Annotated in this window: 15 protein-coding genes; 7 read left to right on the forward strand and 8 right to left on the reverse strand. The window is 46.4% G+C overall.

Annotated features, from left to right (window positions below):
* Nucleotides 1-10 precede the first annotated feature (10 nt).
* Nucleotides 11-1,354: a metalloprotease PmbA gene (gene pmbA, locus A3IE_RS0104450; protein ID WP_020394389.1), complete on the forward strand. Its 1,344-nt coding sequence runs from the start codon at nt 11-13 to the stop codon at nt 1,352-1,354.
* Between the two features lie 51 nt (nt 1,355-1,405).
* On the opposite strand, the gene A3IE_RS0104455 is transcribed toward pmbA, so the two are convergent.
* The 4 genes from A3IE_RS0104455 to A3IE_RS0104475 form a co-directional block, all read right to left on the reverse strand.
* Nucleotides 1,406-2,305: a DMT family transporter gene (locus A3IE_RS0104455; RefSeq protein ID WP_020394390.1), complete on the reverse strand. Its 900-nt coding sequence runs from the start codon at nt 2,303-2,305 to the stop codon at nt 1,406-1,408.
* 79 nt (nt 2,306-2,384) lie between these two features.
* Nucleotides 2,385-3,995: a phosphoenolpyruvate carboxykinase (ATP) gene (gene pckA / locus A3IE_RS0104460; RefSeq protein ID WP_020394391.1), complete on the reverse strand. Its 1,611-nt coding sequence runs from the start codon at nt 3,993-3,995 to the stop codon at nt 2,385-2,387.
* Between the two features lie 322 nt (nt 3,996-4,317).
* Complete coding sequence (locus tag A3IE_RS0104465; RefSeq protein WP_020394392.1) at nt 4,318-4,863, reverse strand: META domain-containing protein; 546 nt, start codon at nt 4,861-4,863, stop codon at nt 4,318-4,320.
* Nucleotides 4,864-8,624: 3,761 nt separating this feature from the next.
* Nucleotides 8,625-9,317 (reverse strand): GntR family transcriptional regulator, encoded by a 693-nt coding sequence (locus A3IE_RS0104475; RefSeq protein WP_033406409.1) that lies wholly within the window; start codon nt 9,315-9,317, stop codon nt 8,625-8,627.
* A 240-nt stretch (nt 9,318-9,557) separates the two neighbouring features.
* On the opposite strand from A3IE_RS0104475, the gene A3IE_RS0104480 reads away from it, so the two are divergent.
* Genes A3IE_RS0104480 through A3IE_RS0104505 form a run of 6 tightly spaced genes read left to right on the forward strand, consistent with a single transcriptional unit; the run spans nt 9,558 to nt 14,775 of the window.
* Nucleotides 9,558-11,018, forward strand: coding sequence for a 2-hydroxymuconic semialdehyde dehydrogenase (locus A3IE_RS0104480; protein WP_020394395.1), 1,461 nt, complete (start codon nt 9,558-9,560; stop codon nt 11,016-11,018).
* A gap of 10 nt (nt 11,019-11,028) precedes the next feature.
* Nucleotides 11,029-11,823, forward strand: coding sequence for a 2-oxopent-4-enoate hydratase (gene dmpE, locus A3IE_RS0104485; protein ID WP_020394396.1), 795 nt, complete (start codon nt 11,029-11,031; stop codon nt 11,821-11,823).
* 13 nt (nt 11,824-11,836) lie between these two features.
* The gene (locus A3IE_RS0104490; protein WP_020394397.1) at nt 11,837-12,721 is read left to right on the forward strand and encodes an acetaldehyde dehydrogenase (acetylating); all 885 of its coding nucleotides are present in this window, start codon (nt 11,837-11,839) and stop codon (nt 12,719-12,721) included.
* Nucleotides 12,722-12,733: 12 nt separating this feature from the next.
* Complete coding sequence (gene dmpG / locus A3IE_RS0104495) at nt 12,734-13,765, forward strand: 4-hydroxy-2-oxovalerate aldolase (protein WP_020394398.1); 1,032 nt, start codon at nt 12,734-12,736, stop codon at nt 13,763-13,765.
* A gap of 2 nt (nt 13,766-13,767) precedes the next feature.
* On the forward strand, nt 13,768-14,559 hold the full coding sequence (gene dmpH, locus A3IE_RS0104500) for a 2-oxo-3-hexenedioate decarboxylase (RefSeq protein ID WP_020394399.1): 792 nt from the start codon (nt 13,768-13,770) through the stop codon (nt 14,557-14,559).
* A 9-nt stretch (nt 14,560-14,568) separates the two neighbouring features.
* Nucleotides 14,569-14,775, forward strand: coding sequence for a tautomerase family protein (locus tag A3IE_RS0104505; protein ID WP_020394400.1), 207 nt, complete (start codon nt 14,569-14,571; stop codon nt 14,773-14,775).
* 110 nt (nt 14,776-14,885) lie between these two features.
* On the opposite strand, the gene A3IE_RS0104510 is transcribed toward A3IE_RS0104505, so the two are convergent.
* The 4 genes from A3IE_RS0104510 to acnD form a co-directional block, all read right to left on the reverse strand.
* Entirely contained in the window at nt 14,886-15,305 is a 420-nt protein-coding gene (locus tag A3IE_RS0104510; protein WP_020394401.1) for a hypothetical protein, read from the reverse strand.
* A 286-nt stretch (nt 15,306-15,591) separates the two neighbouring features.
* Nucleotides 15,592-17,481: a propionyl-CoA synthetase gene (locus A3IE_RS0104515; RefSeq protein ID WP_020394402.1), complete on the reverse strand. Its 1,890-nt coding sequence runs from the start codon at nt 17,479-17,481 to the stop codon at nt 15,592-15,594.
* Nucleotides 17,482-17,594: 113 nt separating this feature from the next.
* Nucleotides 17,595-18,782, reverse strand: a complete 1,188-nt coding sequence (prpF, locus tag A3IE_RS0104520) for a 2-methylaconitate cis-trans isomerase PrpF (RefSeq protein WP_020394403.1) — start codon at nt 18,780-18,782, stop codon at nt 17,595-17,597.
* A 134-nt stretch (nt 18,783-18,916) separates the two neighbouring features.
* Nucleotides 18,917-21,523 (reverse strand): Fe/S-dependent 2-methylisocitrate dehydratase AcnD, encoded by a 2,607-nt coding sequence (gene acnD, locus A3IE_RS0104525; protein WP_020394404.1) that lies wholly within the window; start codon nt 21,521-21,523, stop codon nt 18,917-18,919.
* Between the last annotated feature and the right edge of the window lie 5 nt (nt 21,524-21,528).

Here is a 21,528-nt window from a genome sequence, read left to right on the forward strand (position 1 = left end):
GGGGAATAACATGATTGAATTAGAAAACCGCGCTGAACTGGCTGCTCAATTTGAACAAATTGCGGCGGATGTCTTAAAGGCTGCGCGTGCCAAAGGTGTTACCGCGGCAGAAGTGGGTATTAATAAGGGCAATGGGCTTTCGGTGGAAGTGCGTTTGGGCGAAGTGGAAAAACTCCAATATCACCGTGATCAAGGGGCAAGTATTACCGTCTATTTTGGCCACAAGCAAGGGAATGCTTCAAGCAATGACTTTTCAAAAGCCTCATTGGAGTCGGCTTTAGAAGCAGCTTGTCGTATTGCACGTTATACCGCTGAAGATGCGTTTAATGGTTTGGCGGATGCCGAACTGATGGCGCGTGATATTCCTGATTTGGATTTGTACCATCCTTGGGATATGGATGCGGATCGTGCGATTGAAATGGCCTTGGAGGCAGAACATGTCGCGCGCACGCATGATCCACGTATTAGCAATAGTGAAGGGGCCAGCGTCGATAGCTATGCAGGTATGGGAATCTATGCCAATAGCAATAATTTCTCGGGTGTTAGTGCTAGTACGCGTCATTCCTTAAGTTGTAGTGTGGTCGCGCAAGAAAATGACTCCATGCAGCGCGATTATTGGTATAGCTCTGCCTGTTTTCCTGACGGTTTGGAGTCTGCTCCAGCAGTAGGGCGCGAAGCAGCTATACGTACAGTACGCCGTTTAAATGGGCGCTCCTTGTCGACTCGGGAAGTGCCGGTGTTATATGTACCTGAATTGGCGCGTGGCTTAATAGGGCATTTGGCGGGTGCGATTAGTGGCGGTTCCCAATACCGCAAAGCGAGCTTTTTATTAGATTCCCTTGGTAAAAAAGTATTGCCTGATTTTTTACAATTGCGTGAGATGCCTCACCTAAAACGCATGTTAGGCAGTCGCGCCTTCGATAATGAGGGAGTGGCTACACAGGCGCGCGATATCGTGAGCGATGGCGTGATTCAAGGCTATTTTTTGGGTAGCTATTCTGCACGTAAATTAGGCATGAAAACGACAGGGAATGCTGGTGGTAATTCCAATCTCATTTTGTCTGATACCCAAATTTCTTTTGACGATATGTTGAAGCAAATGGGTAGAGGGTTAATGGTTACCGAGCTTATTGGCAGTGGCATTAATGGGATTACCGGTGATTATTCGCGTGGCGCTGCGGGCTTTTGGGTGGAGAATGGTGAAATCCAATATCCGGTGGAAGAAATTACGATTGCCAGTAATTTGAAAGATATGTATCTGGGTATTCAGGCGATTGGCACCGATATAGATCGTCGTGGCTCCATTCATTCCGGCTCTATTTTAATCGATCGTATGATGGTTGCCGGTCATTAACTATCACTGACTAAGTAACTAGCCTTTCTTCACAAGAGAGGCTAGTGAAGTTTAAGCGGTTTCATTCCTCAGTTTTTTACGGTCAGGCCACTGACTAATCAACATACCGATTAACATTAAGCCACAACCCGTTAATTGCTTAACCCCTACTGTTTCGCCTAAGAATAACCAACCCGCGATTAAAGCAAATACGGCCTCACCCGATAGAATTAATGCCGCCACGCTTGCATTCACTGAACGTTGCGCAAGAATTTGTAAGGTAAAACTTAAACCGCTGACGATCAGGCCAGAATAGAAAAGCGGAATAATGGCTGCTTGATAGGCTTGCCAACTGGGTTGTTCTATAAACGGAACGGCAATCGTTGCTAAAATAGCAGCGACCGCAAATTGCAAGACGGATAAGCCTACTAAATCTTTCACACGCCGCGCTGCCCAGCCTAAGGTCACGACATGAGTAGCCCAGAATAATGAGCCTATGAGTTCTAAAAAGTCGCCTTTATTAATATGAAAATTGGGGCCTACTGATAAGATGTATAAGCCAATCACCGCAAATACAATGCCAATCCATGTTTTAATACCAGTAGTTTGGCCTAACCATAAACTGAGTATCGGGACTAGAACGATATAAATACTGGTGATGAAGCCCGCATTGCCAGCTGTAGTGTATTGCAAGCCCACTTGCTGAAACGTAAAGCCTAAAAACATGACGCTGCCAGCCAATAAACCACTGAGCCAGAAATAGTTATCATAATGAATTTGCTGGTGTTCAGCGGCTAATTGACGGCGTGTAAACCACCAAACGGGTAATAACGAAAGAAAAGCTAAGACAAAGCGAGCTGCATTAAAAGAAAATGGGCCGAGATGCTCCATGCCAGCACGTTGCGCTACGAAACCGCTGCCCCAGATGGCAGCAATTAAAATTAACAATAAGTGAGCGGGTGAGATTCTCATGACATTAGGGGAGGCAAAAACAAAACAGGCTAGCAAAAGCCAGCCTGTAAATAAACTTAAATTAGCGATAAACGCTTCACTAGCGTCCGGCTAATGGCCCTGCTTGGCGTACATCTTCTGTGACATATTCGGCAAAGCGTGCGAAGTTTTGGTGGAAAGCTTTTGCAAGGTAATGTGCTTTCGCTTGGTAAGCTTTTTGATCAGCCCAAGTGGCAGCAGGATCAAGCACATCACTAGGCACATCAGGGCAGCTACTTGGAATCTGGAGGCCAAAAATCGAGTCAGTGCGCATAGGAACGTGATCTAAATCACCACGCAAGGCTGCATTCAACATGCTACGTGTGTAGCTGATCTTCATGCGCTTGCCTACACCATAGGGGCCACCATTCCAACCCGTATTTAATAACCAGCACGATACTTGATGTTGATTGATTTTTTCGCCTAACAAATCAGCATACACGGAAGGGTGTAAGGCCATGAATGGTGCACCAAAGCAAGTACTGAAAGTGGTAGTCGGTTCAGTCACCCCTTTTTCAGTGCCAGCGACTTTGGCCGTATAACCGGATAGGAAATGATACATCGCTTGTGAGGTCGTGAGCTTGGAAATCGGTGGCAATACACCAAAAGCGTCGCAAGTGAGCATAATGATATGCTTAGCATGGCCTGCTTTGCCCGGATAAAGCGCATTGGGAATTTGGCTAATAGGATAGCAAGCTCGTGTATTCTCAGTGATACTGCCATCATCCAAATTTAATTGGCGTGTGTTCATATCCATGACCACGTTTTCTAACACAGTGCCAAAAGTATGCGTAGTGGCATGAATTAACGGCTCAGCTTCGGCGGATAAATTAATCACCTTGGCATAGCAACCGCCTTCAAGATTGAATACACCTTGATCGCTCCAACCATGTTCATCATCACCAATCAAAAGGCGTTCTGGGTCAGCCGACAATGTGGTTTTACCCGTTCCTGAAAGACCAAATAGAATAGCGACATCACCGGATTTACCGACATTGGCTGAGGCGTGCATCGACATCACACCTTTTTGCGGCAATAGGTAGTTCATGATTGAGAAAATCGATTTCTTAATTTCGCCTGCATAATGCGTGCCGCCAATCAAGACTAAACGCTTTTTAAAATTCAATAAGACAAATGCACCGGAGCGTGTGCCATGTTTAGCAGGGTCGGCCTGCATATCAGGTACATGCAATACGGTAAATTGTGGCTGATCGACCGCTAAGCTGCGCCCCAGGTCATCAGGACGAATAAACATATTACGGGCAAATAAAGCGTGCCACGCATGTTGGCTAATAATTCGCACAGGGAGTTCAGTAACAGGATCAGCACCGGCTAGCAAATCTTGGACAAAAATATCTTTGTTGCGTAAGAAGGCGACTACATCTTGTAGTACGGCATCGAAATGTTGTTCAGACATGCCTTTATTGACTTCGCCCCACCAAACTTTGTCGTGGCTTTCAGCTTCGTCAACAATAAATTTGTCATTCGGTGCGCGTCCAGTAAACGATCCCGTGTAAGCGACCAGCGTTCCTCCATGACCTACATGCGCTTCCGCGCGGCGCATCGATTCTTCAAAAAGCGCAGGGGCGGAGAGGTTCCAATGAATAGCTTTTAAGTGGCTTAAGCCCAAAGTACTTTCTAAATGGGCCGAGAGTCGACTGGTATCGGTCATGACTAATTCCGTTGTTAAAGTATCAATCGCACAAAGTACGGACGTTGTTGACAATTTCTAGCATTAGTAAAAAAGTGCGTAGTATAAGTAATAATAACTTGCTCAGCAGTACTTTTATAGCACAAAGCAGCTAGCGCTTATTGACCTTTTTAGGCATATCACTGCACTTTAGGCGACAACTTGATTTTTTGAATTATGTCGACACTTGAAGATATTGACACAACACAAGCTGAGCGTCTCAAGAATAATTTGAGTTCTGTTGTGTTAGTTTAGGCTGTGTTGTTTTGCTGAGGCTTCACTCGCTCTATCGAAGCACTGCGCTTTATTCCGATAAGAGCTGAGTTTGCTTGGTCAAAATTAAGGATGCTTTTCCGTTTACATCGTAAAATTCCAACATCTGATTGCCTTTTTGAGCGACGCTACCAGCACGCCCTAATACTCGCAAATAATTACCCTCCCAATTACCAACATTAATGGTAGGGCCACCGACGACCGTGGGTAGTACTGGACAGGCTTTTCGGGTTTGATTAATTTTGATTACCTTAAAGCCGCGATGCCCAACTTGGGCAAAATAGGCCTGATATTGATTACATCCACTTAAACCCATCATGGCATGTTTGCCGACATTGAGTGTCAGTTGAAGTTCGGGGGGAACATCATTGCCGTAAATGGATTTAAGCCGCCAACTGCTGCCTAATAAAGAAGGGCCTCCACTATTAAGTGGGCAAGCCATTGAGCTAGGATTTGCACTGGGTGCGGCCGTTTCATTTTGTTGAGCTGTATTGATTGATTCTATAGCAAAACTGATGCTTGCTAAACCTAGTAAGCTTAGCGCTAATACAAGTTGTTGATAGTTTTTCTTTTTCATCCTGAGGCTCCCATTTAGTTTAAAAATTAAACATCCTATTGAGTATAGAAAAGGTTTTTTGCAACGCTTTATTTTTAACCAAAATTTCTTGACTAAAATCTGAAAAATAAGCAGCTCGCTTTATGAATAGCTGAAATTGCTGTGTGAAAAGTCTTTGTTACCTATACTCAAAAGCCTATGAAAGACTACGACGAACTCCCGAATCAAAAACCGAAAAATCATGTGCCGCGTGCCAAGATGTATTTGCGGGCGCATTTGCGTTGGCTCTGGGGCTATCCTTTAGGCGCGGAAGGCGAACCCTTGCAGTGGCAAGTCCTGCATTATCCTCTGCCTTGGGATGCAGAAATTTTATCCTTAAGCACTGAATATTTGGCTCATGCGGCCTTTGCTTATAATCGTGCTAAACATGCTTTTCCTAAAGCCTTGCCTGTTATCGTGGGCGATGTTGAGCTTTGGTCAACTCGGGTGAGTTTAAAATTACAAGCGTTACGCAGCTTACTCGAGGGGGAATTAGTTGATCCGTGGCAGGTTTTGCTGGTAGAGGGCGAGTCAGGGCAAGGCCGTTTAGTGCGCCAAGTCCAAGCACTAAAGCGTCAAAATCCGCTTTTAACCAGTTTGTTGGACAAGTTTGCATGGTGGTTGTCTTTAGACCCTAAAGCTTTACAACAAGCAGTGGATTGGCTTGAGGAGCAACAACAAGCGCTTGTGCATTTAAAAAGTTTTGAGAATGGCGTGGTGTCTATCGCCATTTTATTTGCCTTGCAGCGCGAGCTACCGGTTCAAACCATCAATAGCTTTTTACCGATCATCATTCATCCTGTGTGGCGAGCTGACGGAATTTTCGCTTATAAGTCTTGGTTTAATTTCTATTTCAGTTATTTTGAGCGCTTTCCGCTGGGTGACCGTGTGGACTTTAGCCTAGCTCAGGTGACAGAGTCTTCCGAAGTATTGCGTAACTGGGAGCATAAAATCCAAGGCTTTATGGCACTTAGTCCTAAACAAGTGCGGCGTTTTTTAGAGGTGAGTCATCAGTTACTCACGCCCCTTGTACTAGATAGGTGGCTTTTGTGGTGTCAACAAAGTCGGGCGTATCTTGAGGAAGTCTTAGCGGCCACGGAGCGCCAAAGACGTCTTGAGCTTGCACAACGCTATACTAAACAAAAAGCACAGAACAACGAACATCTATCGTCAGAAAATATCGCGAAATGGAAAAAAGCTTGGCATTCTTTGCGCGATGACAGTCCTATTATCCCGTCAGAGCTGAGCGATTTCTTAGAGCGCCTAAACTATTTTGCGCATGATCCGAAGAAACTTGCTTGGTTGGAGAAAGCCGCACGCCTGCTAGAGCGCTTACCGGCGGATCATGCTTGGCACAGACCTGATATGTTGCTCAAATTAGCGACACATTGGTACTTATTGAAGCGAGATGCAGAAAGCGCGGAAAACTATGCCGATGCTTTAGTAAGCGCTTGGCTACACTATTTACAGCAAGCCAAGAGCCAAGAGGCTTTGGTCAGTCGTGTGCAACCTTGGCTAAAATTGGCAAATTTTTACGCCAAAAACGAGTCGGTGTTTTCAAGCAGGTCTGGCTTAGAAATAAGAATGCTTCGTAGTGCTACTTATAGTTCTGCTGGTTTTAAGCTAGCAGAGCCTAGCGCATTTTTTACAGCACTTGGTATAGTCGTCGAATCCTCAGCAGCGCTTGATGCTCAAGTCGCTATTGATTTTTATCATTTTTATAGTGCCACACCGTCTGCTTGGCCTAAAGCTGCTTATTTCTGCGCCTTGTTAGCGCATAACTTGCAAATCGAGTTGCAACCAGAGGTTTACGCCTGCGTGAATCGTCTATTAGGTGCTGATACTTCTGTCGAGCATTTTGTCCACTTAATTCAATCATGGCACTTGGCCGCCCATGCGGAAGCNCCAAGTGGCAGTTGGGAAGCAATAAGGGTAGCGGCAGTTTTAATCGAACAGGGTCATGCGATGGTGGTGGATAAAACGCGTGAGTTAGGCGTTTGGCCTTGGCTTGCAGCGCTCAAACCCAGTATTGAGCAATTAGAAAAAATTAACTTACCCGTGCCTGCGGTAATGCTGTATCCAGCAAGTCCAAGTCATTTTGCGGATTATCCTATAGAGCTTCAGCCTGCCTTGCAATTGTTGGCAACTTACCATCCGCAAGCAGAGGTGGCAGCACAGCGTATTTTAGAGGATCTGCGTACAGATCCTGTGGCGTTGAATAATGAAATTAAAGTTATTCAGCAAAAATTAGAGAATACTTTGCCCGAAAATAAGCGAGTGATATTAGAGCGACGCCTGCAGAGTTTGACACAGCGTCTAGCGGCACTAAGCGATGGGTTTCATCGAGTGTCGCCTAAACGTTTAGCTAATCTTAGCAAAAAATTGTATTCAAGCGCCCTACAGAAGTGTTTGACCGATTGGCAACAAAGCTGTGAGCAGCAATTACAGCAGCATCTCTATAAAGCACTCTACGTCAAGCAGCTCGATCCAAAGTGGCTCAGCGATAAGCAACATTACAAAACCTTAATGGCTTTAGCTGGCTTATCTGCCTCCGAGCGTAAATTAGCTGGACAATTATTAGCGGCGGAGTTAGCGGGGCAATATCCGTTGCTACAGGCTCCAGCGAACCAAGTTTGGATTAACAACATGCATGCGCGAGGTTTTAAGTTACAAGCTTGGTTGGAAGGCTTTGAGTTATATTTGCCCATGACGCTAGGTGAAAAAGAGACCATATTTACTTTCCGTTTAGCCCAGCGGTTGTTTGATGTGCTTCACATGGGCGATCATTTTGAGACTTGCTTGAGCCATGACGGTTGTAATTTTTTCTCAGTATTAGCGAATGCGGCGGATGTGAATAAGCGTGTACTGTACGCCTATGATCAGGTTGGAAAAGTGCAAGGGCGCTGCCTATTGGCTATTTCTGATGCAGGTCACTTATTGCATTTTTATCCTTACTCCCATTTAGCAGGCACTGAGTTTGAACAAGCCCTCCATCAAGTCTTGCAGTATTTGGAGCAAGAAACCGGTATTGGACGTCATGATAAGGGTGAGATTTCCACCTTAGTGGCGCAGCATTGGTATAACGATGGGATTATCAATAGCGCGAAACACGGGATTTTTGCCGAACAAGGCGAATTTCGTCTTGCACTCAACGATAAGCAGTTAAGCGCAGAACAAGTATTTACCCGCTTTCAAGCCTTGTTAGAGCCTGAGTCGCTCAGCGATATGTTGCTACTGCAATTGATTGATTTACCGGAATTAACTAAGCGCTATTCATTGCGCCTACAGTTGTGTTTGCTGTGGTTGGAGCAAGGTTTACTCAGTCATGCCTTGCAGCGCGAGCTATTTGAACATTTGTTACATCACTCGCCGCCTACGATCGACGTGCAAGATTTATGGCCGCTGGCAAAAGAGTGGTTATGGGATTATTTATACCGTTATTTGCAAAAAAATGAGTGTTTTCCGGCTACAGAATTCGATTTGTTGCTTGACAACCAGCCCTTACAAGCCTTGAAACTGTTGAAAGTATTGCATCGTCCGATTAAACGCATTCGCTTTGAATATTGTCGTGTGCTCACAGAGGCACAACGCGCCAAAGTGTATTTAGCCTTAAACCGGCCGCGCCAAGCCTTAGCGATTTGCCACGCCGTGCGGCGTAGGTATCAGGATAGTGATTGCTATTATTTGTTAGACGGGGTCGAAGCGAGCGCAAAACAGCGTTTAGATAATTTGAATGTGACGGCCTAAGGCTGTAAACCTAATCGTTCACGCAAGACCTGCTGAGTAATTTCAGCCGTTTGCATAATGTGCAATTCGGTTTCTTTGCAAGCGGTTTCAATATCACGTGCTAAAGCAGCTTCATAAATCCGGCGATGTTCGTCTTGCACATGACGTTGCCCTAAATTGGCGCTGAGGGAGATATTGCGATACCGCTTATGTTGGTCATACAGCGTATTATAAAAATGTTGTAGCCACTTCGAGGTGCAAGCCGAGATCAGCGCCCAGTGAAAATTGCGATTACGCTGTTCCCAAAGCTCTAAATCATCAAACAAATTATTTTCTTCCAATTTAGCTAATTGGTAGTAACTGGAAACCACCCGTGCTTCCCAAGCATCATTGCCATGCTTAAGACTATTCGTCAGTGCCTTAAGCTCTAGGGTAAGCCTTAAATCAGTAATATCATCTAAGTCTTGTGGCGAAATTGGCGCAACCCGAAAGCCGCGCTGGCCTTCAGTAATTACAAAACCGTCTGAACTCAAGCGACTCAAGGCTTCGCGCAAGGGGGTTGCGCCTACACTATAAGTAGTCCGCAAGGGGTCGATCTTGAGTTTAGTGTCAGGAGCAAGCTTGCCTTGAATAATATCTTCACGTAATTGCCCATAAATATAATCCGTTAAGGTACGCGGGGAACTGGCTTCGCTGGACACGATACTCATAAGCTTACTAGCAACTTTTTATAGAAATGGTGGCGGATTATAAAACTTGGCTGGATGGTTTAGAACTAAATCCTGAGGCAATTTAGTGTTTATTTTAAGTTATTTAAAGCGCTTTGTATTCAAGACGCGCTGGCTAGATGCTGAGTTTATGGGCTTTAAAATAAAATATCGATATTCCTTTAAATATCGATAATCATACGCTATGCTTGTCCAATCAATCAGCACGGAGGGGATAAGCCCATGAAAGAGATCAAGCACTTCATCAATGGCGAGTTCGTGGGGTCTGCTTCAGGCAAGACTTTCGCCAATATCAATCCCGCTACTAATGAGCAAATCGGTGTCGTCCATGAGGCAGGTATGCCTGAAGTGGATGCTGCGGTTGCTGCGGCTAAAGCAGCCTTAAAAGGCCCCTGGGGCAAAATGCCTGTGGCGGAACGTATGGCGATTTTGCACAAAGTTGCCGATGGTATTAATGCACGCTTTGATGAATTCCTAGAAGCCGAATGTCTCGATACGGGCAAACCCAAATCCCTCGCTTCTCACATCGATATTCCACGCGGTGCAGCTAACTTTAAAGTGTTTGCTGACCTGTTCAAAAACGTCCCTACCGAAAGTTTCATGCTCGACACCCCCGATGGCAAGGGCGCATTGAACTATTCAGTACGCAAACCTAAAGGTGTGATTGCGGTCATTAGTCCGTGGAATCTACCTTTATTATTAATGACATGGAAAGTAGGTCCTGCGTTAGCTTGTGGCAATACCGTTGTCGTTAAACCTTCTGAAGAAACCCCACGCACCACTACCTTATTGGGTGAAGTGATGAATGCGGCGGGTGTCCCTAAAGGGGTTTATAACGTCATTCACGGTTTTGGTCCTGATTCTGCGGGTGCATTCTTAACTACACATCCTGATATTGATGGCATTACCTTCACGGGTGAAACACGTACAGGTGCGGCGATTGTTAAGGCTAGTGCTGATCATATTCGCCATGTGTCGTTTGAATTGGGTGGCAAAAATCCTGCCATCGTATTCGCTGATTGCGACATGGATAAGGCGATTGAAGGTACTTTGCGTTCTGTATTCGCTAACTGTGGACAGGTATGTTTAGGTACTGAACGTGTCTATGTAGAGCGTCCGATTTTTGACGAGTTCCTCAAGCGCTTAAAAGCGGGTGCGGAAGGTATGCAATTAGGGGCATGGGACGATGCTTGTACCTCGATGGGACCTCTAATCAGCAAAGAACACCAAAATAAAGTGTTGTCTTACTACAAAAAAGCGGTGGAAGAAGGCGCGAATCTGGTTACTGGTGGTGGTGTACCTGACATGGCGGGTAAATTAGCGGACGGTAACTGGGTACAACCGACCATTTGGACAGGCTTACCTGAAACTGCCACGGTTATTAAAGAAGAAATCTTTGGACCTTGCTGTCATGTGCAACCTTTTGACTCTGAAGATGAAGTGATTGAGTGGGCAAACGATACTAAATACGGTTTAGCCGCTGCGGTGTGGACGGAAAATGCGACGCGTGCGCATCGGGTGGCTGCCCAAATTGATGCAGGGATTGTGTGGGTAAATTCTTGGTTCTTACGCGATTTACGTACCCCATTCGGTGGCATGAAACACTCAGGGATTGGGCGTGAAGGCGGCGTGCATTCGCTCGAATTCTATACCGAATTGAAAAACGTCTGCGTCAAACTGTAAGAGGGTGTCTATGTTAAGCCAAGAACAAATTAATAGTTACGCGGACGAATTATATAACGCCTTGCGCCAGCGTCACATGATTCAGCCTTTTTCTGACCGCACGCCCGATATGACGGTGGAAGATGCTTATGCGGTGTCGAATCTATTGTTAGATAAGCGTATTAAGCTCGATGGTGAGAAAGTCATTGGTAAAAAAATCGGTGTGACCAGCCAAGCGGTCATGAAAATGTTGGGTGTGTATCAACCTGACTTTGGTTATCTCACTGATGCAATGGTCGTGGATGAAAGCGAACCTTTATCGGTGAGTACCAAGATGATTCAACCGCGTGCGGAAGGCGAAATTGCCTTTGTACTCAAACACGATTTGATTGGCCCTGGCATTACTGCCAGCGATGTACTACGCGCGACCGATTTCGTAGTACCGTGCTTTGAGATTGTCGATTCGCGCATTCAGGATTGGAAAATCAAAATTCAAGATACCGTGGCGGATAATGCGTCTTGCGGTTATTTCCTACTCGGTTCACAAGCGGCTGATCCGCGCAAAGTGGATTTGTCCACATGCGGCATGGTGATGGAAATGAATGGGCAAGTGGTGGCAACCGGAGCAGGTGCAGCCGCTTTAGGTTCATCGCCTGTGAGTTGTGTGGTGTGGTTGGCGAATACTTTAGGCAAATTCGGTGTGCCGCTCAAAGCAGGTGAAGTGATTTTGTCTGGAGCTTTAGTACCACTGCAACCTGTGAAAGCAGGTGATTATATGAGTGTCAGTATTGGTGGAATCGGTCGCACAGCGGTGCGTTTTGAGTGAGGAGGAGAGGATAATGGCGAAAATACGTTGTGCATTAATAGGTCCTGGCAATATCGGTACGGACTTACTGTATAAATTAAAGCGTAGTGAAGTACTAGAACCTGTGTGGATGGTGGGCATTGATCCTACTTCTGACGGTTTAGCGCGTGCACGTGATATGGGTTTGAAAACCACTGCCGATGGTGTAGATGGTTTAATCCCACACATTGAAGCGGATAATATTCAAATTGCCTTTGATGCGACTTCGGCTTATGCCCACGCTGAAACTTCCCGCAAATTGACCGAAAAAGGTGTGAAGGTAATTGATTTAACTCCTGCGGCGATTGGTCCTTTCTGCGTACCCCCTGTGAACTTGCTCGATCACCTCGATAAGGGTGAAGAGAACGTCAATATGGTGACTTGTGGCGGTCAGGCGACCATTCCAATGGTGTATGCGGTGAGCCGTGTGCAACCTGTGCGTTATGGTGAAATCGTGGCAACCGTATCCTCTAAATCAGCAGGGCCTGGTACGCGCAAAAATATTGACGAATTCACCCAAACTACTTCAGGCGCGATTGAGAAAGTCGGTCAAGCCAAGAAAGGTAAAGCCATTATTATTCTCAACCCTGCTGAGCCGCCCTTGATGATGCGCGACACCATTCACTGCATTACTGAAACCGAACCGCGTCAAGATGCGATTATTGAATCGGTCAAAGCAATGGAAGCCGAAGTACAAAAATATGTACCTGGCTATCGCGTGAAAGAAGGCCCGATTTTTGATGGTAATCGCGTGAGTGTGTTCGTGGAAGTGCGGGGTCGTGGGGATTATCTGCCTGAATATGCAGGTAATCTCGACATTATGACGGCTGCTGCGGCACGCACCGCTGAAATGTTTGCTGAACAGATGTTAAAAGCTTAAGGAGCAAGGGTAATGAATCTGAAAGGTAAAAAAATTCGTTTACACGATATGTCCTTACGCGATGGTATGCACTCGATTCGCCATCAATTCAGCGTACAAAACATGGTGGACTTATCCCAAGCCTTAGATAAAGCAAAAGTACCTTTAATCGAAGTCACTCACGGTGATGGGATTGCAGGTTCTTCCGTAAACTACGGTTTCGGCTTACACACGGATAAAGAGTACTTAGAAGCAGTGATTCCTAAGCTTCAACACTCGCAAGTATCTATCCTGTTACTCCCTGGCATCGGCACGATTAAAGACCTGCAAATGGTCGAAGACTTAGGGGTTAAAACCATTCGTGTCGCTACTCACTGCACAGAAGCGGATGTGTCCGAACAGCATATTAAGTACTCGGCTAAACGGGGCTTTGACACGGTAGGGTTTTTAATGATGAGCCATATGGCTAGTCCTGAAAAAATCCTCGAACAAGCCAAACTGATGTATAGCTATGGCGCGAACTGTTTATATATGACGGACTCCGCAGGTCATATGTTGCCTGAGGAAGTGAAAGAAAAAATCGGCATTTTACGCGCTGAATTCCCTGAGAATATTGAACTCGGTTTCCACGGTCATCATAACTTAGGTATGGCAATCGCTAACTCTTTAGCCGCGATTGAAGCGGGTGCTACGCGTATTGATGGTTCGGTGGCTGGCTTTGGCGCAGGTGCGGGTAATACGCCTCTGGAAGTATTTGCTGCTGTGTGTGATCTGTATGGCATTGAAACAGGTGTGGATGTGAGTGCCTTAATGGATGCCGCAGAAGATGTTGCAGTACCCATTATGGTGAAGAATGATGAATTGCCCCGTATTAATCGTGACTCTTTAACATTGGGTTATGCAGGTGTGTACTCGTCCTTCTTATTGCATGCGCGTCGTGCGGAACAGAAGTATGGTATTCCTGCGCGTGAAATCTTAATGGAATTAGGGCGTCGCGGCACAGTCGGTGGTCAAGAAGATATGATCGAAGACGTGGCTTTAGAAATGATTCGCGCAAGAGGTTAACTATGTCTACCTTAAGTCGTTCTACCATTGCGCAACTCGCCGAGCATCTCGAAAATGCCGAGCTACAAGCCCATGATGTGAAAAAGATTACCGACGATTATCCTGATATGGATTGGGACGATGCCTATGATATTCAATGGGAAATTCGTCGGCGTAAAGAAGCGCGTGGCAATAAAGTCATTGGTTTAAAAATGGGTTTAACCTCCTACGCCAAAATGAAACAGATGGGTGTGGAAAATCCTTTATATGCCTTTTTGGTTGATTACTTTAATGTGCCTGATGCGGGTACGATTAAAGTGTCAGAACTGATTCATCCTAAAGTCGAAGCCGAAATCGCGATTATTACCAATAAGGAATTGAAAGGGCCTGGTTGCACGGTCGCACACGTATTAGGTGCAACCGAATCGGTCGTTCCTGCGGTAGAAATCATTGATTCACGCTATGAAAATTTCCGTTTCGACCTGAAAAGCGTGATTGCTGACAATGCCTCATCTTCACGTTTTGTCACAGGTGGCAATGTCAAACGCGCTGACCAAGTCGATATGAAAACACTGGGTGTGGTGATTGAAATCAATGGCAAAGTGGTCACTACAGGCGCAGGTGCTGCCGTATTAGGTCATCCTGCGGCGAGTGTGGCGATGCTGGCTAATATGTTAGCCGAACGCGGTGAAGTGATTCCTGCGGGGACTTTCATTATGACAGGTGGTATTACCGAAGCGGTGGCGGTGAAAGCGGGTGATAGCGTATGCGTGCGCTATCAAGACTTGGGTACTGTCACCATGAGTTTTGTGTAAGGAGTTTATATGCCTTTGATTCAAGCCACGATTTTGCAAGGACGCAGTATTGAGCAGAAACGCGAGTTTTTCGCACGTGTTACACAGGTTGCTGCGGAAACCTTAAATGTTAAGCCGGAGCAGGTTCGTGTGGTAATCAACGAAGTCCCACCAGAGCATTGGTGTATTGGTGGTTTAAGTAAAGCTGATATTGACGCAAAAAATGCAAAAAATTAGTTAATTGATTTTACTGGTTAATGCCCATACGGTCATCGTTTGAGATGCCGTATGGGGAAAAACCTTAGCCTAAGTAACGTCATGCTTTCCCAGAAAGGCTAGCGTGCTTTCTAGTAGACGTAATTGGCGTAAGAAGTGAAATTGTTAGTGGTATTCACATTAGAGTTAGGATGTACACCATCTCTGCCTCTGTAGTTGATATAACGTGGGTAGTCACCCATCACAGGGCCGATGCCATGGTCAACAATAATGGTGACTGGTTTAGGATTTAGCCATTCATTAAGTTGAGAAAATTGGGAAATTTGAGATAACCAATCATTAGTTAAGCCGCCCATCCAAGGTTGGGTGAAGGCGTGATGCCCACCCATCGTAAATGGTGAGTACGACATACCAGGCCACTGTTGCATACCTGGCCATTGCTGCAGTCCCTGCCACTGTTGCAGGCCTGACCATGGGCTATTCAATCCAAATTGGTTAGCGGCATAAGGAAGTGCGCCGGTGGGGGAGTAGTTGCCAAAGATACTGCTCATAAACCCTATATCCTTATAAATAATAGACACGAAGACTGTCTTAGCTACTATAAAACGACAGGTTTTGAGGATTAGACAAAATTGCTTGAAAGGTTACGATTTTAAGATAATTGCTTAGCCCTTTATTTTGAAGCCAAATGGCTAAGTAAATTTGAGTCAGCTCAACGGTATTATGAACAAGGATTTTCCTGAAAGAGTTTGGCTGGTATGTTGCCCAGAAGAGACAAATGCTACTATTTAAAGAAAACCGCCTTAGAGGCGGCTTTCTTTTTTACTATACGCGTGGCTATTTAATCACACCCAATTCACGTAAATGGGCTTCGATCTCAGGCATGATACCGGGATCATCAATGGTAGAGGGTACAGCATAAGGCTGGCCATTGATCATTTGACGCATACTCTTACGCAGGATTTTGCCTGAGCGCGTTTTCGGTAGACGCTTCACAATATAAGTATCTTTATAACAAGCAATCGCGCCGATTTGTGCGCGTATGTCATTGATAAGCTCTTTACTTAAGGTGGCTTGATCAATATCCACACCTGTTTTCAAGACTACTAAACCAATCGGCACTTGGCCTTTTAAGTCATCATCCAGAGCAACGACCGCACACTCTGCTACCGCAGGATGTGCACCGACCACTTCTTCCATTTCGCCTGTGGATAAGCGGTGACCTGCTACGTTGATAACGTCGTCCACACGACCCATGACGAACACATAGCCGTCTTGATCGATATAACCACCATCACCCGAAGCATAGTAGCCTGGGAACATAGACAGATAGCTGTCTTTAAACTTTTGCACATCGCCCCAAACCGTGGCCAAGCAGGATGGTGGTAAAGGTAATTTAATCGCAATAAAGCCTTGCTCGCCTGCTGGCAATTCCTGACCGCCGTCATCCAAGATTTTTACATTAAAGCCAGGTGTCGGTACGGTCGAAGAACCTAATTTGATGGGCATCGGTTCAATACCTTGCAAGTTGGCAGTAATCCCCCAACCGGTTTCGGTTTGCCACCAGTGGTCAATCACTTGTTTGCCGCTCTTTTCCATTAACCATTCTTGCGTCGGTGGGTCTAAGCGTTCGCCAGCGGAGAAGATATTGGTTAGGCCACTCAGGTCGTATTTCTTGAGGAAATCACCATTGGCATCTTCTTTCTTAATCGCGCGGAAGGCGGTAGGCGCTGAGAATAGGGCTTTGACCTTGTACTCTTCGCAAATCCGCCAGAACGTCCCCGCATCCGGTGTCATAATGGGCTTGCCTTCAAAGACAATCGTGGTAGCCCCGCGTAATAGCGGCGCATACACAATGTAAGAATGACCAACCACCCAACCCACATCAGACGCTGCCCAGAAGACTTCGCCTGGCTTAACATTATAGATAGCGTGCATACTGTAGTTCAAAGCTACCGCATGACCACCGTTTTCACGTACTACCCCTTTAGGTTTGCCCGTAGTGCCTGAGGTATACAGAATATACAGTGGATCAGTACCTTTGACAGGTACGCACTCAGCAGGCTGTGCTTGAGCGGCTAAGGTTGTCCAGTCGTAGTCATAGCCTTCTTTCAATTCAGCAGTCGCTTCAGGGCGTTGGAACACCACACAAGCATTCGGCTTATGAGAAGACAAGGAGATGGCTTTATCAAGCAGAGGTTTGTAAGCAATTACACGGCTTACTTCAATCCCACACGAGGCGGTTAAGATGACTTTCGGGCTAGAGTCTTCAATACGTACCGCTAATTCAGGAGGCGCAAAGCCACCGAATACCACCGAGTGAATCGCCCCTAGACGTGCCACCGCTAACATACCAATCACCGCTTCGGGGATCATCGGCATATACAATATAACGCGGTCGCCTTTTTCTACCCCCAAGCCCTTCAACATGCCTGCGGTTTTTGCCACTTCTTGTTGCAGTTCTTTATAGGTAATAGTGCGTTTGGTATTGCTGACAGGAGAATCATAGATAATCGCTGCTTGATCACCGCGACCATTTTCAACGTGTACATCGACTGCCATGTAACAGGTGTTCATTTCACCATCGGCGAACCAATGATAAATGCCGTCACTATCTTGAGAGAGTATTTTTTGTGGGAATTTATACCACTTTAGGGCTTCGGCTTTTTCTTTCCAGAAACCTTCAGGATCATCCATAGATCGTTGGTATTCAGCTTTATAACTCATATTTTCTCCTCCACTCACTATCAATTAGTTACCCCCTCCCCATTGCCACTGAGTAGCAATGTTTTCCCTCATAATAAGGCAAAGGTGGAGGAGGGGGTTAGGGTTCTCAACACTTAAAACGCATCGCCTGGTACGCGTACCCAGCCTTCCATTAAAATACGTGCACTGCGGCTCATAATGGCTTTGGTCACTTTCCATTCGCCATTTTCTAACTTCGCTTCTGCACCCACGCGTAATGTGCCCGAAGGATGCCCGAAGGTTACTGCCGTACGTTCACCACCGCCCGCAGCTAAATTCACCAGCGTGCCCGGAATAGCAGCCGCCGTACCAATCGCCACTGCCGCCGTGCCCATCATGGCATGGTGTAATTTACCCATGGATAGGGCGCGTACTAATAAGTCTACATCAGCCGCATTAATTTGCTTGCCGCTGGCTGACTTATAATCTTTAGGTTTAGAAACAAACGCGATTTTCGGCGTATGTTGACGGGTTAAGGCTTCTTCTGGGGTTTTGATCAAGCCCATACGTAAAGCACCTGCCACGCGGATTTTTTCTAAACGCGCTAAGGCTTTGGCATCGGTATTGATTGCTTCGCGTAACTCTGTCCCTGTGTAGCCAATGTCTTCCGCATTGACGAATACGGTCGGAATACCTGCTGTAATCATAGTGGCGGGGAATGTACCCACCTCAGGCACTTCTAATTGATCGACCAGATTGCCCGTTGGGAATAGGCTGCCACCGTCCTCGCCTTCATCGGAAGGATCAAGGAATTCAAGGACAATTTCCGCCGCAGGAAAGGTCACACCATCCAGCTCAAAATCACCTGTTTCTTGCACTTGTCCATGAGTAATGGGTACATGCGCAATAATGGTTTTACTGATATTGGCTTGCCAAATGCGCACGGTACACACGCCATTGTCGGGGATTCGTGATTTATCGACATAGCCTGCATGAATCGCAAATGCACCTGCACCCGTGGATAAATTACCGCAGTTACCGCTCCAATCGACGAAATCCTTATCAATCGAAATCTGTCCATACAGATAGTCAACATCGTGATCAGGCTTAGTGCTTTTGGATAAGATCACGCATTTACTGGTACTAGACGTTGCGCCACCCATACCATCAATGTGTGCGGCATAAGGGTCTGGGCTACCAATTACGCGTTGAAATAACTTATCCCGCGCCTTGCCTGGGACTTGTGCAGAGGCAGGTAAATCTTCAAGACGGAAGAATACGCCTTTACTCGTACCGCCCCGCAGATAGGTGGCAGGGACTTTTACTTGAGGAACATTGGACATAGTTTGCCTCGTTAGTGTTTGAAGAAACCCCTCCCTAACCCTCCCCTTATCAAGGGAGGGAATTAAAGACACCCTTTTCAGATCAGAGGGTTCTTACGCCTCCCTTGATAAGGGGAGGTTGGGAGGGGTTTGCATTACGCGTTCGATTCCAAGAAATCTTGTGCAAAGCGTTGCAATACACCCCCCGCTTTATACACGCGAACTTCCGCTGCGGTATCTAAACGACAGGTCACTGGAATACGTACCACTTCGCCGTTTTTGCGATGCATGACCACGGTTAAGTCAGTACGAGGTGCAATTTCACCTTCCACATCAAAGGTTTCAGTTCCATCGATGTTATAGGTTTTGCGCGTTTCGCCTGCTTTGAATTCCAATGGTAATACGCCCATACCGACCAAGTTAGTACGGTGAATACGCTCGAAACCTTCCGCAACAATCGCTTCCACACCTGCTAAACGTACACCTTTCGCAGCCCAGTCACGACTTGAGCCTTGACCGTAATCCGCACCTGCAATAATGATGAGGTTTTGTTTGCGGTTCATGTAGGTTTCAATTGCTTCCCACATGCGCATCACTTTGCCTTCTGGCTCAACGCGGGCCAGCGATCCTTTTTTCACTTGACCATCCACCACTGCCATTTCATTGACTAATTGTGGATTAGCAAAGGTGGCGCGTTGTGCGGTTAAGTGGTCACCACGGTGGGTGGCGTAAGAGTTGAAGTCTTCTTCAGGCAAGCCCATTTTCGCCAAGTATTCACCCGCCGCGCTATTTAATAGAATCGCATTCGAGGGTGATAAATGGTCGGTAGTGATATTGTCAGGCAATACCGCCAGAGGACGCATCCCTTTTAAAGTACGCTCGCCTGCCAATGCGCCTTCCCAATAGGGTGGACGACGGATATAAGTCGACATCGGGCGCCAGTCGTATAAAGGACTTGCCGCTTCTTCCACTTTGCCCAAATCAAACATCGGGATGTAAACCTGTTTGAACTGCTCAGGTTTTACCGACTTGGCAACAATGGCATCGATTTCTTCATCAGAAGGCCAAATGTCTTTTAAGGTAATGGCTTTGCCATTTTTGTCTGTGCCTAAAGCATCTTGCTCGATGTCTAAACGTACAGTACCCGCAATCGCATAAGCCACCACTAAGGGTGGAGAAGCTAAGAAGGCTTGTTTGGCATAAGGATGAATACGACCATCGAAGTTACGATTGCCTGATAACACCGCCGTTGAATACAAATCACGGTCAATAATTTCTTGCTGGATTTTCGGGTCTAATGCACCTGACATACCATTACAAGTCGTACAAGCAAACGCCACGATACCAAAGCCTAATTTTTCCAGTTCAGGTAATAAGCCCGCTTCTTTCAAATACAGTTCAGCGACTTTCGAGCCAGGCGCGAAGGATGATTTCACCCAAGGCTTACGCACTAAGCCGAGTTCATTAGCTTTCTTAGCTAATAAACCTGCTGCAACCACATTGCGTGGGTTAGAGGTATTAGTACAAGAGGTAATCGCCGCAATAATCACAGCACCATCGGGCAATAAACCTTTAGCTTCTTCCGCTTTGGCTTCAGCTAATTTGGCTTCGTCCGCAATACCGCGTTCTTGCAAAGCAGACGTTGGTAAGCGTTTATGTGGGTTAGAAGGTCCCGCCATATTGCGTACAACAGAAGACAGATCGAAGGTTAATACGCGTGGGTATTGCGCGGTTTTCAGTGCATCTGCCCATAAACCAGTGGTTTTTGCATAGTTTTCGACTAAAGCCACTTGCTCTGGCTCACGTCCTGTGAGTTTCAGATAATCAATGGTTTGACCATCGATATAGAACATCGCTGCCGTAGCACCGTATTCGGGGCACATATTAGAAATGGTCGCACGGTCACCGATAGACAGACTATCTGCACCGTCACCAAAGAATTCCACATAAGCACCAACGACGCGCTCTTTACGTAAGAACTCGGTTAAGGCTAACACGATATCGGTTGCGGTAATGCCAGGCTGACGCTTGCCTGTTAATTTTACCCCGACGATGTCTGGGAGACGCATCATCGAAGGGTGACCCAGCATAACGGTTTCGGCTTCCAAACCACCCACGCCAATCGCAATAACGCCCAAAGCATCGACGTGTGGCGTGTGTGAATCGGTACCCACGCAAGTATCAGGGAAAGCCACACCCTCGCGCACTTGAATCACAGGAGACATTTTCTCCAAGTTGATTTGGTGCATGATGCCATTGCCTGCGGGGATTACATCGACGTTTTTGAATGCGGTTTTGGTCCACTCAATAAAGTGGAAACGGTCTTCATTACGACGATCTTCCACTTCACGGTTTTTACGGAAGGCATCTTTATCAAAACCGCCGTATTCCACCGCTAACGAGTGATCCACGATTAATTGGGTTGGCACAACTGGGTTTACTTTAGCGGGATCGCCGCCTTTGTCGGCAATCGCATCACGTAAGCCTGCTAAATCGACTAATGCGGTTTGCCCTAAGATGTCATGGCAGACCACACGTGCGGGATACCACGGAAAATCTAAATCTTGGCGACGCTCGATTAATTGCTTGAGAGACGCGGTTAAATCGGCTGGATCACAGCGCCGTACTAACTGCTCCGCCAAGACACGCGAGGTATAAGGCAGGGTGTCATAGCTACCGGGTTGAATCGCTTCCACAGCAGCACGCGTGTCGAAGTAATCGATCGTCGAATTGGGTAGTTGTTTACGGTATTGGGTGTTCATGGCTA

Source organism: Thiolinea disciformis DSM 14473, assembly GCF_000371925.1.
In the GTDB taxonomy this organism is placed as follows: Bacteria; Pseudomonadota; Gammaproteobacteria; order Thiotrichales; family Thiotrichaceae; genus Thiolinea; species Thiolinea disciformis.

Coding starts and splice junctions, on each gene's coding strand:
- pmbA (WP_020394389.1), top strand. CDS start 11: ATGATTGAATTAGAAAACCGCGCTGAACTGGCTGCTCAATTTGAACAA.
- A3IE_RS0104455 (WP_020394390.1), bottom strand. CDS start 2,305: ATGAGAATCTCACCCGCTCACTTATTGTTAATTTTAATTGCTGCCATC.
- pckA (WP_020394391.1), bottom strand. CDS start 3,995: ATGACCGATACCAGTCGACTCTCGGCCCATTTAGAAAGTACTTTGGGC.
- A3IE_RS0104465 (WP_020394392.1), bottom strand. CDS start 4,863: ATGAAAAAGAAAAACTATCAACAACTTGTATTAGCGCTAAGCTTACTA.
- A3IE_RS0104475 (WP_033406409.1), bottom strand. CDS start 9,317: ATGAGTATCGTGTCCAGCGAAGCCAGTTCCCCGCGTACCTTAACGGAT.
- A3IE_RS0104480 (WP_020394395.1), top strand. CDS start 9,558: ATGAAAGAGATCAAGCACTTCATCAATGGCGAGTTCGTGGGGTCTGCT.
- dmpE (WP_020394396.1), top strand. CDS start 11,029: ATGTTAAGCCAAGAACAAATTAATAGTTACGCGGACGAATTATATAAC.
- A3IE_RS0104490 (WP_020394397.1), top strand. CDS start 11,837: ATGGCGAAAATACGTTGTGCATTAATAGGTCCTGGCAATATCGGTACG.
- dmpG (WP_020394398.1), top strand. CDS start 12,734: ATGAATCTGAAAGGTAAAAAAATTCGTTTACACGATATGTCCTTACGC.
- dmpH (WP_020394399.1), top strand. CDS start 13,768: ATGTCTACCTTAAGTCGTTCTACCATTGCGCAACTCGCCGAGCATCTC.
- A3IE_RS0104505 (WP_020394400.1), top strand. CDS start 14,569: ATGCCTTTGATTCAAGCCACGATTTTGCAAGGACGCAGTATTGAGCAG.
- A3IE_RS0104510 (WP_020394401.1), bottom strand. CDS start 15,305: ATGAGCAGTATCTTTGGCAACTACTCCCCCACCGGCGCACTTCCTTAT.
- A3IE_RS0104515 (WP_020394402.1), bottom strand. CDS start 17,481: ATGAGTTATAAAGCTGAATACCAACGATCTATGGATGATCCTGAAGGT.
- prpF (WP_020394403.1), bottom strand. CDS start 18,782: ATGTCCAATGTTCCTCAAGTAAAAGTCCCTGCCACCTATCTGCGGGGC.
- acnD (WP_020394404.1), bottom strand. CDS start 21,523: ATGAACACCCAATACCGTAAACAACTACCCAATTCGACGATCGATTAC.